At 66.3% G+C, this 13,573-nt stretch carries 11 protein-coding genes and 7 tRNA genes; 8 read left to right on the top strand and 10 right to left on the bottom strand.

All coding sequences use genetic code 11. The annotated features are described in order from the left end of the window. The first annotated feature begins 7 nt into the window (after positions 1-7). Positions 8-1,834 carry a methyl-accepting chemotaxis protein gene (locus tag AC5P56_RS16830; RefSeq protein ID WP_288495202.1) on the top strand — a complete coding sequence of 609 codons (1,827 nt, stop codon included), beginning with the start codon at positions 8-10 and terminating at the stop codon, positions 1,832-1,834. On the opposite strand, the gene AC5P56_RS16825 is transcribed toward AC5P56_RS16830, so the two are convergent. Both AC5P56_RS16825 and AC5P56_RS16820 read right to left on the bottom strand, forming a co-directional pair. Then, positions 1,831-3,270, bottom strand: a complete 1,440-nt coding sequence (locus AC5P56_RS16825; protein WP_111205922.1) for a GGDEF domain-containing protein — start codon at positions 3,268-3,270, stop codon at positions 1,831-1,833. The genes AC5P56_RS16830 and AC5P56_RS16825 overlap by 4 nt on opposite strands. Before the next feature lie 305 nt (positions 3,271-3,575). Further along, positions 3,576-3,661 (bottom strand) — tRNA-Leu (locus AC5P56_RS16820). Positions 3,662-3,793: 132 nt separating this feature from the next. Here AC5P56_RS16820 and AC5P56_RS16815 point away from each other — a divergent pair. Continuing rightward, a complete protein-coding gene (locus AC5P56_RS16815; RefSeq protein WP_032957303.1) occupies positions 3,794-4,174 on the top strand; it encodes a response regulator in 381 nt (126 codons plus the stop codon). Positions 4,175-4,297: 123 nt separating this feature from the next. On the opposite strand, the gene AC5P56_RS16810 is transcribed toward AC5P56_RS16815, so the two are convergent. Beyond that, the gene (locus AC5P56_RS16810; RefSeq protein ID WP_014647533.1) at positions 4,298-5,254 is read right to left on the bottom strand and encodes an SOS response-associated peptidase family protein; all 957 of its coding nucleotides are present in this window, start codon (positions 5,252-5,254) and stop codon (positions 4,298-4,300) included. A 76-nt stretch (positions 5,255-5,330) separates the two neighbouring features. Here AC5P56_RS16810 and AC5P56_RS16805 point away from each other — a divergent pair, with 76 nt between their 5' ends. Continuing rightward, the gene (locus AC5P56_RS16805; protein ID WP_014647532.1) at positions 5,331-5,747 is read left to right on the top strand and encodes a GNAT family N-acetyltransferase; all 417 of its coding nucleotides are present in this window, start codon (positions 5,331-5,333) and stop codon (positions 5,745-5,747) included. Positions 5,748-5,848: 101 nt separating this feature from the next. On the opposite strand, the gene AC5P56_RS16800 is transcribed toward AC5P56_RS16805, so the two are convergent. From AC5P56_RS16800 to AC5P56_RS16770, 7 genes are all read right to left on the bottom strand, one after another. Continuing rightward, a tRNA-Glu gene (locus AC5P56_RS16800) sits at positions 5,849-5,924 on the bottom strand. A gap of 47 nt (positions 5,925-5,971) precedes the next feature. Further along, positions 5,972-6,047: transfer RNA gene (locus AC5P56_RS16795), tRNA-Ala, on the bottom strand. A gap of 45 nt (positions 6,048-6,092) precedes the next feature. Next, positions 6,093-6,168, bottom strand: a tRNA-Glu gene (locus tag AC5P56_RS16790). A 49-nt stretch (positions 6,169-6,217) separates the two neighbouring features. After that, positions 6,218-6,293: transfer RNA gene (locus AC5P56_RS16785), tRNA-Ala, on the bottom strand. Between the two features lie 186 nt (positions 6,294-6,479). Further along, positions 6,480-6,555: transfer RNA gene (locus tag AC5P56_RS16780), tRNA-Glu, on the bottom strand. Between the two features lie 54 nt (positions 6,556-6,609). After that, positions 6,610-6,685 (bottom strand) — tRNA-Ala (locus AC5P56_RS16775). Between the two features lie 78 nt (positions 6,686-6,763). Then, positions 6,764-7,162: a heavy metal-responsive transcriptional regulator gene (locus tag AC5P56_RS16770; protein ID WP_014647531.1), complete on the bottom strand. Its 399-nt coding sequence runs from the start codon at positions 7,160-7,162 to the stop codon at positions 6,764-6,766. Positions 7,163-7,348: 186 nt separating this feature from the next. Between AC5P56_RS16770 and AC5P56_RS16765 the strand changes: the two genes are divergently transcribed. The 5 genes from AC5P56_RS16765 to adiC all read left to right on the top strand — a co-directional run bounded on the left by AC5P56_RS16765 (position 7,349) and on the right by adiC (position 13,562). Then, on the top strand, positions 7,349-8,416 hold the full coding sequence (locus AC5P56_RS16765) for a GlxA family transcriptional regulator (protein ID WP_180834939.1): 1,068 nt from the start codon (positions 7,349-7,351) through the stop codon (positions 8,414-8,416). Between the two features lie 81 nt (positions 8,417-8,497). After that, on the top strand, positions 8,498-9,301 hold the full coding sequence (locus AC5P56_RS16760; protein WP_049440971.1) for a redoxin family protein: 804 nt from the start codon (positions 8,498-8,500) through the stop codon (positions 9,299-9,301). 30 nt (positions 9,302-9,331) lie between these two features. Beyond that, the gene (gene dsbG, locus AC5P56_RS16755; protein ID WP_032957294.1) at positions 9,332-10,174 is read left to right on the top strand and encodes a thiol:disulfide interchange protein DsbG; all 843 of its coding nucleotides are present in this window, start codon (positions 9,332-9,334) and stop codon (positions 10,172-10,174) included. 525 nt (positions 10,175-10,699) lie between these two features. Then, entirely contained in the window at positions 10,700-12,133 is a 1,434-nt protein-coding gene (locus tag AC5P56_RS16750) for a DcaP family trimeric outer membrane transporter (protein ID WP_049440969.1), read from the top strand. A 76-nt stretch (positions 12,134-12,209) separates the two neighbouring features. Next, positions 12,210-13,562, top strand: coding sequence for an arginine/agmatine antiporter (gene adiC, locus AC5P56_RS16745; RefSeq protein WP_021204506.1), 1,353 nt, complete (start codon positions 12,210-12,212; stop codon positions 13,560-13,562). Positions 13,563-13,573 lie beyond the last annotated feature (11 nt).

Raw genomic sequence — 13,573 nt, 5'->3', positions numbered from 1 at the left:
TCAGACAATGCTCATTCCAGGCTTTACGGCGGGCGCGCAGGCGCCGGCCGAGCTGCATACCCGTTGGTCGCCGTGGCGCGCCCTGCTGGGCGCGCTGGCACCGCAGCACCGCAGCGACGTCGAGGCGGCGGCCGATGGCCGTGCCGAGCTGGAGGCGCAGGTCGCGGCGCTGCACCGGGTCCAGGCGGTCATCGAGTTCGCCCTCGATGGCACCATCCTGCAGGCCAACGAGAACTTCCTGCAGGCGATGGGTTACCGGCTGGAGGAGATCCAGGGCAAGCATCATTCCCTGTTCGTCGACCCCGAGCAGGCGCGCAGCGCCGGATACCGTGACTTCTGGGCGCGGCTGGGTCGTGGCGAATATGACGCGGGCCAGTACCGGCGTTTTGGCAAGAACCAGCGCGAGATCTGGATCCAGGCCTCGTACAACCCGGTGCTGGACCGGCAGGGGCGTCCGTACAAGGTGGTCAAGTTCGCCACTGACATCACTGCGCAGAAGCTGCAGGCGGCCGACTCGGCCGGCCAGCTGGCGGCGATCGACAAGTCGCAGGCGGTGATCGAGTTCAGCATGGATGGCCGCATCCTGTCGGCCAACGACAACTTCCTGGCTGCCACCGGTTACAGCCTGGATGATGTGCGTGGCCAGCACCACTCGCTGTTCGTCGAACCTGAGTATCGCTGCAGTGCCGAGTATCGGCAGTTCTGGGAAAAGCTCGGCCGTGGCGAATATGATGCCGGTCAGTACCGGCGCCTCGGCAAGGGCGGACGCGAGGTCTGGATCCAGGCGTCCTACAACCCGATCCTGGACCTCAACGGGAAGCCGTTCAAGGTGGTCAAGTACGCCACCGACATCACCGCGCAGGTGCATGAGAACCAGGCCATGCAGCGTGCCGTGGCGCAGACCCGTGAAGTGGTGGCGGCCGCCAAGGAGGGCGACCTGACCCGGCGCGTGGCCACCGCCGACAAGAACGGGCCGATCGCCGAGCTGTGCGAAGGGGTGAATTCGCTGGTCGAGGCGATGGCCGCGATCATCGGCCAGATCAAGTTCGCCGCTGACACCATCGCCGTCGGCGCCACCGAGATCGCGCAGGGCAACAGCGATCTGTCGCAGCGCACCGAGCAGCAGGCAGCGTCGCTGGAGGAGACCGCGGTGTCGATGAAGGGCCTGGCCGAGACCGTGCAGCGCACCGCGACCAACGCACGGCAGGCCAGTCAGCTGGCTGGTGGTGCCGCCGATGTCGCCGCGCGCGGCGGTAACGTAGTGCACGAAGTGGTGGAAACCATGGCGGTGATCAACGCGTCCTCGCGCCGCATCGTCGACATCATCGGCGTGATCGACGGCATCGCCTTCCAGACCAACATCCTTGCCCTGAACGCCGCGGTGGAAGCCGCGCGTGCGGGCGAACACGGGCGTGGCTTCGCCGTGGTCGCCACCGAGATCCGGGAACTGTCGCAGCGCTCGGCCAGTGCCGCCAAGGAGATCAAGCAGCTGATCGATGCGTCGGTGGCCAATGTCGGTGCCGGTACCGCGCAGGTTGAGAGCGCCGGCCGCACCATGGACGAGATCGTGGTCAACGTGCGCCGGGTCAGCGACCTGATGTCCGAGATCAGCACGGCCGCGCAGCAGCAGAGCGACGACATCCAGCAGATGAACCATGCCGTCGATCTGATCGACCAGGGCACCCAGCAGAACGCCGCGCTGGTCGAGGAAGCTTCGGCCGCGGCGCGCAGCATGGAAGAACAGTCGGCGCAGCTGCTGCAGACGGTGGCCAGCTTCCGCGTGCAGGGTGGGGCGGGGCACATGCATGGTACGGCGGTGCTGCGCGCGGTCTAGGCGCGGCGGTCGGCGTGTTGTTCCCCGGCCTCGACGGCCGGGGCGGCGTGCACGCAGTTGCGGCCGGCATGCTTGGCCCGGTACAGGGCCTGGTCGGCACGCTCGACCAGGCTGCGCGGGTCACCCTCATCATGCGCGGCCTGCCAGGCCATGCCGATGCTGATGGTCACGTGGGCCTGGGCGGCGGGCAGGGCGGCGGCTTCCACGGCGGCGCGCAGGCGCTCGCCCAGGCCCAGGGCGTGGCCGATGTCGGGCGCGGGCAGGGCGGCGATGAACTCCTCGCCGCCGTAGCGGGCCAGCAGGTCATCACCGCGTTGCAGGCAGCCGTCGAGGATCGCGGCGACCGCCTGCAGGCGGCGATCACCTTCCGGATGCCCGTAGGTGTCGTTGAGTCGCTTGAAGTGGTCGATATCGATCATCAGCACCGCCAGCCCCACGCCCTGGCGACGGGCGCGGCCGTGCGCGCTGCCGAGCGCTTCATCGAAGTTGCGCCGGTTGCCGAGCCCGGTCAACGGATCGCGCCGGGCCAGCAGCGCCAGCTCGTCGCGCTCACGCTGGATCTGCACCTGGGTGAGCACGCTGCGCAGGGCATGGCCGAGCATGGCACCGATGAACCCCACGGTGGCCAGGGTCGGCTGCAGGCGTGCCACCAGCAGCGCCACCATCATCAGCAGCAACGGCAGCATCAGCGGCACGCCGGCATCGACGATGCGGCGGAGGTTGCGCGGCACAGCCACCGCCGGTGGGCGGTACGTGCTGCCGGCCAGCACTGCCAGCAGCACGAACAGCCCGCTGATCAGCAGGTCGCCCCAGCCACCATCGGGTACCTGCGGCTGCCAGGTATTGATGTAGAGCGCCATCAGGAAGTAGCCGAGCGCGTAGATCGTCAACGTGCGGAAGAAGTCGCGGCGGTCGGCATTGTCCTCGGCCAGGAAGCGGATCAGCGCGAAGCAGAACACCAGGCTGTTCTGCACGTTGCTCAGGGTGTGCAGGCATTGCGTCCACAATGCGGTGTTGAGGTGTGCCATCGCCCGCGTATGCACGAAGTACAGCAACCACAGCAGCGCGATGACCGCCAGGTCCACCGCACGGATACAGCGGTTGCCGCCGCCTGGGCTGGCGGCAACGTAGGTCAGCGGAATCCGGTAGAACACATACAGGATCAGCGACGAGGCGGTCATCTGCGCAGGGCTGAGGCCGGCCACATTGCGATACAGCAGGGCCAGCAGGGCCAGCGAGAACAGGCCGACGGCAGCGCCCAGCGTTCGCCACTTGCAGGCCGCCTGGCTGTCGCGCGCGCGTCGCACGCAGGCCAGAGCGGCCAGAAGGGGGGCGGTGATCAGCATCAGGTAGGAGCCAACCGGGTCCTGCGGGCCGATCAAGGCAATGACGAGCGCGTGCGTGACCATGAAAAACAGTGCCGCACGCAACGTCATGCATTCCCCCGCCCCCAGATCCGGCTGGGATCACGATAGGCAGAAGTAGGTGAGGCTGGCAAGAAAAGTGTGCGCTAGTGCTATTCGCAACCTTGTCGGCTGTCACATTTTCGTTTCAGCGGGGTGACACGACGGCGTTGACGTGGGCGTACGTCCAGACGTCGCGGGGCTGCCCCCGCACGTGGCGATGGGCGCGCAGTATGTCGGCGAGCGTGGGAGGGGCATGCTGGGGCATCCTCGCCAGTGTCGGCGCTCCGGTCCGGGAAATGCAAAAGGCCAGGTCATGGACCTGGCCTTTGATGCAGTGGTGCCGGTGAAAGGACTCGAACCTTCATGGGGTCACCCCCGGCTGATTTTGAGTCAGCTGCGTATACCATTCCGCCACACCGGCAGGCAGCGTGCGAGTGTAACCGAGGTCGGCAGGAGATGCCTAGTAGGAGAGCCTATCAGGGCGGTTCCTGTCGGCATTGGCCCCTTGGTAGCTATACTCCCGACGTGCAATTGCCTCCAGGAGCGGTAGCTGATGACAGTGTTGCAGGACCTGAGGGTGCTGGTGGTCGAGAACGACGAGATGAGTGCGGCCCTGCTGCAGATGCAGCTGGTGCATGCCGGTGCGACTGTGGTCGGGCTTGCCGCGAGTGTGTCCGAGGCCCTGCGGCTGCTGGAGCAGAGCACTCCTGACGTGGCCCTGCTGGATTACCGGCTGGCCCGCAACGAGACCAGTGAACCAGTGGCTGCAGCGCTTTCGGCGCGTGGCATTCCGTTCGTGCTGGCCACCGGGATGCTGGCCGAGCAGCTGCCTGCGCCGATGCTGGCCGGCCTGTTGCTGGTCAAGCCGTACCTGTCGGCCGATCTGTCGCGGGCGCTGGCGCGTGCGGTGGGACGCTCCAGCGCCAAGGCCTGAGCCGCTCGCCACGCACCGGCAGGGGGAAGCTGCGGGGGCTGAATCCTCACGTCTGCGATGCGCGGCGGCAACCCCTGATCCAGGAGCCCTGCCCACGCGCGGTTTTTCATTCGCGTCCGGCGCTCAGCCCGCTTCCTCGTACACGTAACGGATTTCCTCGCGGTCATCGAGGATGCGGTACTGGCGCGCCAGATCATCCGGTTCGGGGTTGAGCCAGGCGTCCAGGTGTTCCCTGCGGATCGGTACCACGCCGCGGTCATGCCCGGCAGCGGCGACGTCGCTGGGCGGTGTGTCGGTGATCGTGGCAAACGAAAGCAGGCGGCCTTCCGGTCCTTCCCATTCCGCCCAGAGGCAGGCCAGCAGCAGGTCGCGGGGTGGATCGGGGCGGAATTCGAGCACCACGTCCTGCTCCTTTTCGTCGGCACCGAGGCTGCGGCCGGCGATGGCGTGGCGGGGCACGTGCTCGTAGAACGCCTGCACCACCACCACGCCGTGGCGCAGTCCGAACGCACCCCGCCAGTAACCTTCCAGGCTGTCGCGCCGCGCGTTGTAGGTGCCGGGGTACAGCACGTCGTTGCGCGCCGGCTTGTCCGGCAACCGGCACTGGTAGCGCATCGGCTTGATCACGCGCCGGCCGTTCTCGCTGACCATCACCGGTGCGTAGGTGCCGGGGAAAATGCGGTTGTCGCGCGGCAGCAGCTGTACCCGATGCAGGTCGTCCAGCCGGGCCTGCGCGCGCTCGATGCGGTTGCCGGCCACGCGCAGGTCATTGCGCGCTTTCTGCGTGGGCCGGGTGGCCAGCGTGGCGTGGGCAATATCGCGTCGTTCGCGCTGCCGGACCAGTTCAGCCTCCAGCGCCTGCTGCTCCTGCGCATGCCATTGCTGGATCTTCGCCACGATGGCCCGGCCCTGTTCGGTACGCGCACCGGCGAACCCGTCATCCATCGCCTTCGGCGTCTTCGGCCGTTTCTTGCCTGGATCGTGTGCGTACAGTTCGGCGAACTCCTCCAGCGACAGGATGGCGCCGAACTCGCGTACCAGCTTGGCGTAGTCAGCGCGGATCAGGGCGGAATAGCACATGGGACTCTGGGGGCCTGGGTCGCAGCGGCTGCGACGTGGATGCGGCAGGATAGCCCGACCCATCTGGAGATGCCGCATGACTGATTCCATCACCTGCCAGTTCCGCGAAGCCGTGCCCACGGTCGAGGACTACTGCCGGTTGCGCGTGCTTGCAGGCCTCAGTGCCAAGGCCCGCGAAGCGGCCGCCCGCGCGCTGCCCAATACGCTGTTCGGCGTATGTGCCTACCAGGGCACTGAGCTGGTGGCGATGGGCCGTATCGTCGGCGATGGCGGCTGCCACCTGCAGGTCTGTGATATCGCGGTGCTGCCGCGGTTGCAGGGGCAGGGCCTGGGCAAGGAAGTGATGCGGCGCCTGGATGGCTGGATGCAGGCCAACCTGCCGCCATCGGCGTACGTCAGCCTGCTGGCCGATGGCGAGGCGCATCGGTTGTACGCACAGTTTGGTTTCGCGCCCACGGCACCGGCATCGATCGGGATGTATCGGCGGTTCTGAGCCGTAATCGGGGTGAAGCCATCCACACCATGCGTGGATAGGGCCTTCCCAGGAATCACAGGCAAAGAAAAACCCCGACCGGAGTCGGGGTTTTCAAGAATTGGCGTCCCCACGGGGATTCGAACCCCGGTCGCCACCGTGAAAGGGTGATGTCCTAGGCCTCTAGACGATGGGGACGCACGAAAACTTCAAGTTGTAGATCCTTCGACGGCCTAATGTCGAAGTGGTGGAGCCAAGCGGGATCGAACCGCTGACCTCCTGCATGCCATGCAGGCGCTCTCCCAGCTGAGCTATGGCCCCATGAAACTCCGGATGATCTGCCGGGAGCAGAGTCCGTTTTGAAACTGGCGTCCCCACGGGGATTCGAACCCCGGTCGCCACCGTGAAAGGGTGATGTCCTAGGCCTCTAGACGATGGGGACGCACGAAAAACTTCAAGTTGTAGAACCTTCGACGGCCTAATGTCGAAAGTGGTGGAGCCAAGCGGGATCGAACCGCTGACCTCCTGCATGCCATGCAGGCGCTCTCCCAGCTGAGCTATGGCCCCCGTGTTACCGAGCCGCCTATCATACCTGCGTGTTCACGTTTGTGGAAGTTTTTTTTTGAACTTTTTTCGTTCCGGTTCGACCGTCGCCACGAGGGCAGGGGAACCGCAACGCCACAACCTGAATGCCGGTAGGCGGTGAACAAAAAAGACCCGGTTATCGGCCGGGTCCTCGTTGTTCGTGATGAGTGGCGTCCCCACGGGGATTCGAACCCCGGTCGCCACCGTGAAAGGGTGATGTCCTAGGCCTCTAGACGATGGGGACGCAATTCTCATCAATGTTCTTTAGCGACCTTTCGACGGCCTAATGCCGAAAGATTGGTGGAGCCAAGCGGGATCGAACCGCTGACCTCCTGCATGCCATGCAGGCGCTCTCCCAGCTGAGCTATGGCCCCACGTCGCTGAGGAGCGAAATAATAGCCTTGCCCCCGGGGGTTGGCAAGCATTTGTTGCACTTTTCTTCACGCGCGTTGCTATGCCGCGTCGTCGGTCAGCGCCGCCAGGATCGGGCACTGATCCAGCGTGCCGTGGCCGGGGCAGGCGTCGACCAGCTGAGAAAGCGCGGTGTGCATGCGCTGCAGTTCGGCCATGCGTTGTGCAATGTCCTGCAGCCGGGCCTGCGCCGTGTCGCGCACACTGCCCATGTCCTGTGAGTGGCGGTCACTGAGCGCCAGCAGTTCGGCGATTTCTTCCAGGCTGAAGCCCAGCGTCTTGGCGCGGCGGATGAAGCGCAGCCGGCGCAGGTCCTGCTCACCGAAGATGCGGTAGCCCCCGGCCGAGCGTGCCGCCGTGGGCAGCAACTGCTGGCGTTCGTAGTAGCGCACCGTATCGATCGGCACGCCGGCCCGGCGTGCCAGTTGACCAATGTTCATGGCGGATTCCTGCGGATGCTGCCGCTCATTGTGAAGCCTTGAGTCTGGTCCAGGGTCAAGGTCTCGTCGCTGACGGCGCATTCAGCGCACTTTGCAACTTTCTTCATAGCCCCACCGTCGTGGCAGTTCCTACCCTGCGCCTGAACCGGCCGCTGGACGGCCTGCAACGAACCGAGGAGATGGTCTGTGGAAGGATTCAGGAACGAAGGATTCGTCGAGGTCGCGGTGGTCGAATACCCGGGAGGCGACCCGTCGGCCGCCTCCGTGCTGACCGAGATGGCACATGTCGCCAACCGGCTTGCCCAGCAGCAGCGCCGTCCGTTCAAGCGTGTCCTGGTGACCCGCTGGATCGTGCCGGCCAGCCAGACCGGCGTGCATCGCATTGCCGGCGCGGAGATGCTCGAGGCGGACATCCCCGCCGTGATCGCCGTGCCTGGCCAGATCAGCCAGGGCGTCTGCCTGCGCGCCGATGAGGTGCTGCTGGATTGGCTGCGCGCGCATTACGACGGTGGCAGTCTGCTGGCTGCCGCCAGCGACGGTGTCAGCATGCTGGCACGCGCCGGTCTGCTGGCTGGGCGCACCGTCAGTGGTCCGGACCTCGGGCGCCATCCGGGCCTGCAGGGGCAGTCGGCCAGCTGGGTACCCAGCGAGCGCGCGCTGGTCGATGACGGCGACCTGCTGACGGTGGCCGGTTCCCAGGCCTGGCGCTTCCTCGCCCTGCGCCTGCTGTACCGGCTGCACGGCCAGGGCGTGGCGAGTTCCGTGGCGCAGCAGCTGGGGATCACGGTTCCGGCGGCGATCCAGCAGGATCTCGAGCGTTTCAGTGCCAACTTCGCCCACGGCGATCGCGACGTACTGAAGGCGCAACGCTGGCTGCATACCACCGCTGCGCGCGGCGCCACGCTCGGTGCGATCTGTGAGATTTCCGGGCTGGAGCCGCGCACCCTGCAGCGGCGCTTCCTGAAGGCCACCGGCCTGCGCCCGATCGAGTATTGCCAGCGGTTGCGTATCGCCAAGGCGCAGACGCTGTTGCAGCAGGGGGCGGGCATCGATGAAGTGGCCTGGGGCGTGGGCTATGCCGACCAGAGCGCATTCCGTCGTCTGTTCCTGCGCATTGTTGGAATGACGCCGGCCAACTATCGCCGGCTGGTCCACAACAAGCGGCGCGAGCGGCCGCTGTTGTCATCGGTGGCAGGCAGCCTGCGCGGGCTGCAACCGGCGCCCGGCATGCAGATGCCGCGCAGCGTGGCCTGATGCCTGCAGTAGGCGTCGCGCTTGCAACCTGGGCGCGACGCTTCGACCATGCAGGTAACGGATGATGGGGCAGGTGGGCTGATGTCGAGTGTGGGACCGGTACCGATGCCGGTGGTGTTGATCCTGATGTGCGTGCTGCTGGCCATGGCGGTAGCACGCCTGTGGCCGCGTCGGAAAGACGGGATGGCAGTGCCTTCCGCGGCCAGCCTGGTTCTGGACATGTTGCTGATCGGCCTGCTGTGCGGACGCATCAGCTTCGTCGCCTTGAACTTCGCGCTTTACCGTGAGGCCCCGTGGAGCATCCTGCAGATCGCCGACGGTGGGTATCACCTTGCAGTCGTGCTGGCTGCGGGCCTGGCGTGGGGCACCTGGCGGCTGCGGCTCTGGCGCGCGTTGCGTGCGCCGGTGCTGGCGGGCGCACTGGTGGGCGTGGTGTCGTGGGTGGTGGGCAGCCACCTGCTGTCAGCCTGGCAGGAGCAGCGGATGCCGCTGCCGGCGGTGCAGGTGGCCGATCTGCAGGGGCGCGTGATCGACCTGCAGCAGTTCCGGGGCAAGCCACTGGTGCTGAATCTCTGGGCCAGCTGGTGTGGGCCCTGCCGGCGCGAGATGCCGGTGCTGGCATCCGCACAGCAGACCCACACCGACGTGCAGTTCGTGTTCCTCAACCAGGGGGAAACCCTGGACGAAGTGAAGGGTTTCATTGCATCCGAACAGCTCTGGCTGGGCAATGTACTGCTGGACGATACCGCCTCGGCGTCAACCGTGCTGGGTGTGCAGGCCTATCCGTCGACGCTGTTCTTCGACGCCGAAGGTCGCCTGCGTGAACTGCACCTTGGCGAACTGACCGCGGCGGGTCTTGAACACAAACTGCGCCGGCTGCGGTAGCCTGCGCGGGCATCTCATTACGGAGTTCCCATGTTGTCGACTTCCCTGCGCATCGCTCCGGCGGTGCTGTTGCTGCCGGTCATGCTGGCATTGGCCGCCTGCAGCCAGGCCCAGACCCCGCCGGGCAAGACGGCGGCAGCGCCGGCCGCCGGCGCTCCGGCCACCGCGGCCAAGGGTGACCGTCCCGCAGTGCTGAAAGGCATCGAGAAGCACGGCTTCGAAGTCGTTGCCGAGTTTGATGCACCGGGTGGCCTGCGTGGCTTCGCCGGCGTGGTGGGGGGGCAGCAGCCCGCCGCCGCGTACGTGACCGCCGACGGCAAGCATGTGCTGGTGGGCAGCCTGTTCGATGCCGAAGGCAACGATGTGGCCGCCGAGGCGGTGGAGAAGCTGGTCGCTGCACCGATGTCGGCCAAGATGTGGACCAAGCTGGAAGCCAGCGCCTGGGTGCGTGACGGCAAGGCCGATGCACCGCGTGTGGTCTATACCTTCAGCGATGCCAACTGCCCGTACTGCCACAAGTTCTGGGAAGCGGCGCGTCCGTGGGTTGACGCCGGCAAGGTGCAGTTGCGCCACATCATGGTTGGCGTGATCCGCGAGGACAGCCCGGCCAAGGCCGCCGCCATCCTCGCGGCGCGTGATCCGAGCGCGGCGCTGCTGGAGAATGAGCACCAGTTCGACCGTGGCGGCATCAAGGCGCTACCGAGCATCAGTCGCGAGATCGCAGGCAAGCTTGATGCCAACCAGGTCCTGATGATCGAGATGGGCTTCCAGGGCACGCCGGGCATCCTGTTCCAGGATGCACAAGGGCAGGTGCAGCGTCGCGCGGGCCTGCCGCAGGGCGCCGACCTGCAGACGGTGCTGGGTCCGCGCTGATCGCCGCCAACGTCGTGATGTAACCGACAGGCCCGCATGGCAGCATGCGGGCCTGTTGCAATTCGGCGCTCCTGCGGCGGGCGGAGAGGGCAGCAGGGCTGCGCAGCAGCTGTTCGTCGTCACATCTGAATCGTGACTGACATCAAGCATCGCGCCTTGATTCCAATCAAGGTCAAAAACGACAGGCGGATTAGCCTGTTGACGCATGGAATACAGCGTCAACGCGCCATGGATGCCGCGCCAGACATGGCTTGAACCAGGGCGGTCGGCACAGCCATTCACGACACTCTCACTCCCCGATTGTTACCCAGACCGCTGCGGTCGCCACCTCTCTGGCAGCGCGGCCTTGATGGGCTCGACACCGGTGCGGGCAGGGCAGTGTCATCGTCCTGTTGCCTGCCGGATGCAGGCTGGCCGGTGTCGTCAACGCAGTATCCGCATTTCCAGCAACGGCAACGCGAGGCCAGGGCACTGTGCGCCTGTATCCGGCCAGCGCGCTGCGAGTGTTTGTCCAGGGAGGATGCAATGCGCTTGGCGGTACTGAGTCTGGCCTGTTCGACCGCACTGGCGATCGCGCCAGCGTATGCGCAGCAGCATGGCCAGGAAGATGCGCAGGCGTTGCGGCAGGAAATCGCTGCCATGCGCCAGGCATTGGAAGGCATGCAGCAGCGCCTGGATCGGCTTGAGCAGCGCGAGGGCTCAGCGCCTGCCGCCGTGGCGCAGGCCCCGACCCCGGCAGCAACGGCGGGCGGCAGCGCCAGCATGCTGCACCCGACCCAGGTGCCGGGCGTGGCGCAACCGGTGCTGCCGCAGCGCGAATCGGTGGCCGATCCCTCAACGGCGGCGTCGCGTCCCGACAGTGCAGCCGGTCCGACCGACCCCGATCTGAAAGGATTCTTCGCCATTCCAGGCACCGATACGGTGATCCGCATCGGTGGCTACGCCAAGCTCGATGCGATTGCCGATTCGCGTGCGGCCGGTGACGAAGATCAGTTCATTCCGTCGTCGATGCCGGTGGGTGGCAGCCATCGCGATGTCTCCAATTTCAACATCCATGCCAAGCAGACCCGCTTCAGCTTCGAGGCGCGGCGCCCGACCACGCACGGCAACCTGCGTTTCTACCTGGAGAACGATTTCTTCGGCAGCAGTGAGGGGTATGAGTTCCGCCTGCGACACGCCTATGGACAGCTTGGCAACACCTATGCCGGCTATGGCTACTCCAGCTTCATGGACCCGGACAGCCTGCCCGATACGCTTGACTTCGCCGGGCCGGGCGGCGCCGGATACCTGCTGGTGGCGGGCATCCACCACAGTTTTGCGATAGGCAAGGGCAACACCCTGACCGTCGCTGCTGAAGACCCGAAGACTGAACTCGCCGGCGCCAGCGATGCTCGCACGGCAGTCAACCGCCTGCCCGATGTGACCGTGACCGCGCGCCTGGAGCGCGACTGGGGCCACCTGCAGCTGGGCGCGGTGGCACGCAGCCTGGCCTACGACGGCGATGGCGAGCGCGACCGGCGCATGGCCGGTGGCCTGCAGCTGAGCGGCTCGGCGTCAGTGGGCGAGCGCGACCTGCTGCTGTTCGGCGTACTCGGCGGGCGCGGCCTCAGTCGCTACACCGCCGACCTGACCGGCTCCGGACTGGACGCAGTGGTCGGCGCCGACGGCCGCCTCGCCGCGTTGGACCTGCACGGCGGTTTCGTCGGCTACACCCATTACTGGTCCGCGCTGTGGCGCTCCAACCTGATCTTTGGCCAGCTGACCCTGGAGCGCAACGCCGCACTCGCCGCTGATGCATTCCGGCAGAGCCGCTACGGCGTGTTCAACCTGATCTGGAGCCCGGCGCCGTCCTGGACGATGGGCATGGAGCTGCTGTACGGCCGGCTGGAACAGCAGGGCGGCGCACGCGGCGACACGGTCCGGGTGCAGGGCAGCCTGCAATACAACTTCATCAAATAGACGCCAGCGGTCGTACGCCAGCGTAACCGTCCCCACGCCCGGTGCTGCCGGGCTCATGCCAGTACCGGAGATCGTCATGGCAGAAGCAAAGAAAATCGGGGTGGTCGGAGCCACCTTCCTCGTCGCCGGCAACATGATGGGCTCAGGCGTGTTCCTGTTGCCGTCCAGCCTGGCCAAGATCGGTACCGCCTCGATCTGGGGCTGGCTGATCACCACCGCCGGTGCGCTGCTGCTGGCCTTCGTGTTCGCCAAGCTGGGCAAGCTCGCACCCAAGGCGGGCGGTCCCTATGCCTACGCGCGCGACTGGTTCGGGCCGTACATGGGCTTCCAGACCAACACCATCTACTGGTTCGCCAACTGGATCGGCAACGTCGCCATTCCGATCGCGGCGGTGGGCTATTTCAGCTATTTCTTCCCGATCCTGTCCGAGCCGCTGGTGCGTTGCATCGCGGTGCTGGTGCTGGTGTGGGCACTGAGCTTTGCCAACGTGATCGGTCCGGCCTTCGTCAGCCGCGTGCAGACGGTCACCACCAGCTTTGCGTTGGTGCCGATCCTGGGCATCGCCATTTTCGGCTGGTTCTTCTTCGATGCCGACATCTTCAAGGGCGCCTACAACGTGTCTGGCGAGTCGAACTTCGGTGCGATCTCGAGCGCCGCGGCACTGACCCTGTGGGCCTTCATCGGCGTCGAGTCTGCATCGGTGACTGCCGGTGTGGTCGAAAATCCGGAGAAGAACGTCGCCCGCGCGACGCTGGCCGGCGTGTTCCTGGCTGCCATCGCCTACATCGCCAGTTCGTCGGTGATCATGGGCATGGTGCCGAACGCGGAACTGCAGGTGTCCGACGCACCGTTCGCGCTGGCGGCGGCCAAGGCGGTCGGTGGCTGGGGCGGCGCGCTGGTCAGCCTGTGCGCCTTCATCGGTGCCGCCGGCTCGCTGGGTGGCTGGATCCTGCTGACCGCGCAGAGTGCCAAGGCAGCGTCGGATGACGGCCTGTTCCCGAGCATCTTCAGCAAGACCAACAAGGACGACGTGCCGGTCAAGGGCGTGCTGATCGTGGCGGTGCTGATGACCCTGGCGGTGCTGGTGACCTCCACCTCGGAAACCGCGTCGGCCCAGTTCGACGTGATCACGTCGGCGGCCGTGGTGCTGACCCTGCTGCCCTACATCTACTCGTGCGTGGCGTGCTACTTCGTGGTCGAGCGTTCGCACACCCTGGTCCACACCGGTGCGTTCTGGACGCTGACCAGCCTGACCGTCGTGTACTGCCTGTGGGCGATCTACGGCTCGTCGGGGACCATCGTGCAGTACGCCTTCCTGTTCGTGCTGTTCATCACCGTGTTCTATCCCTTCTTCAGCGAGGAGCGCCGCCAGCAGCGGCAGCGCGCCCGCGAGGCCTCGGCGATCAGCGCCGGCGCCCGGCATTCCTGAGTTCGACAAGG

The sequence above is a fragment of the Stenotrophomonas sp. YJH_SMC_131 genome, from assembly GCF_059367975.1.
This window is presented reverse-complemented; position numbering and strand designations above follow the sequence as displayed.

Coding starts and splice junctions, on each gene's coding strand:
- AC5P56_RS16830 (WP_288495202.1), top strand. CDS start 8: ATGCTCATTCCAGGCTTTACGGCGGGCGCGCAGGCGCCGGCCGAGCTG.
- AC5P56_RS16825 (WP_111205922.1), bottom strand. CDS start 3,270: ATGACGTTGCGTGCGGCACTGTTTTTCATGGTCACGCACGCGCTCGTC.
- AC5P56_RS16815 (WP_032957303.1), top strand. CDS start 3,794: ATGACAGTGTTGCAGGACCTGAGGGTGCTGGTGGTCGAGAACGACGAG.
- AC5P56_RS16810 (WP_014647533.1), bottom strand. CDS start 5,254: ATGTGCTATTCCGCCCTGATCCGCGCTGACTACGCCAAGCTGGTACGC.
- AC5P56_RS16805 (WP_014647532.1), top strand. CDS start 5,331: ATGACTGATTCCATCACCTGCCAGTTCCGCGAAGCCGTGCCCACGGTC.
- AC5P56_RS16770 (WP_014647531.1), bottom strand. CDS start 7,162: ATGAACATTGGTCAACTGGCACGCCGGGCCGGCGTGCCGATCGATACG.
- AC5P56_RS16760 (WP_049440971.1), top strand. CDS start 8,498: ATGTCGAGTGTGGGACCGGTACCGATGCCGGTGGTGTTGATCCTGATG.
- dsbG (WP_032957294.1), top strand. CDS start 9,332: ATGTTGTCGACTTCCCTGCGCATCGCTCCGGCGGTGCTGTTGCTGCCG.
- AC5P56_RS16750 (WP_049440969.1), top strand. CDS start 10,700: ATGCGCTTGGCGGTACTGAGTCTGGCCTGTTCGACCGCACTGGCGATC.
- adiC (WP_021204506.1), top strand. CDS start 12,210: ATGGCAGAAGCAAAGAAAATCGGGGTGGTCGGAGCCACCTTCCTCGTC.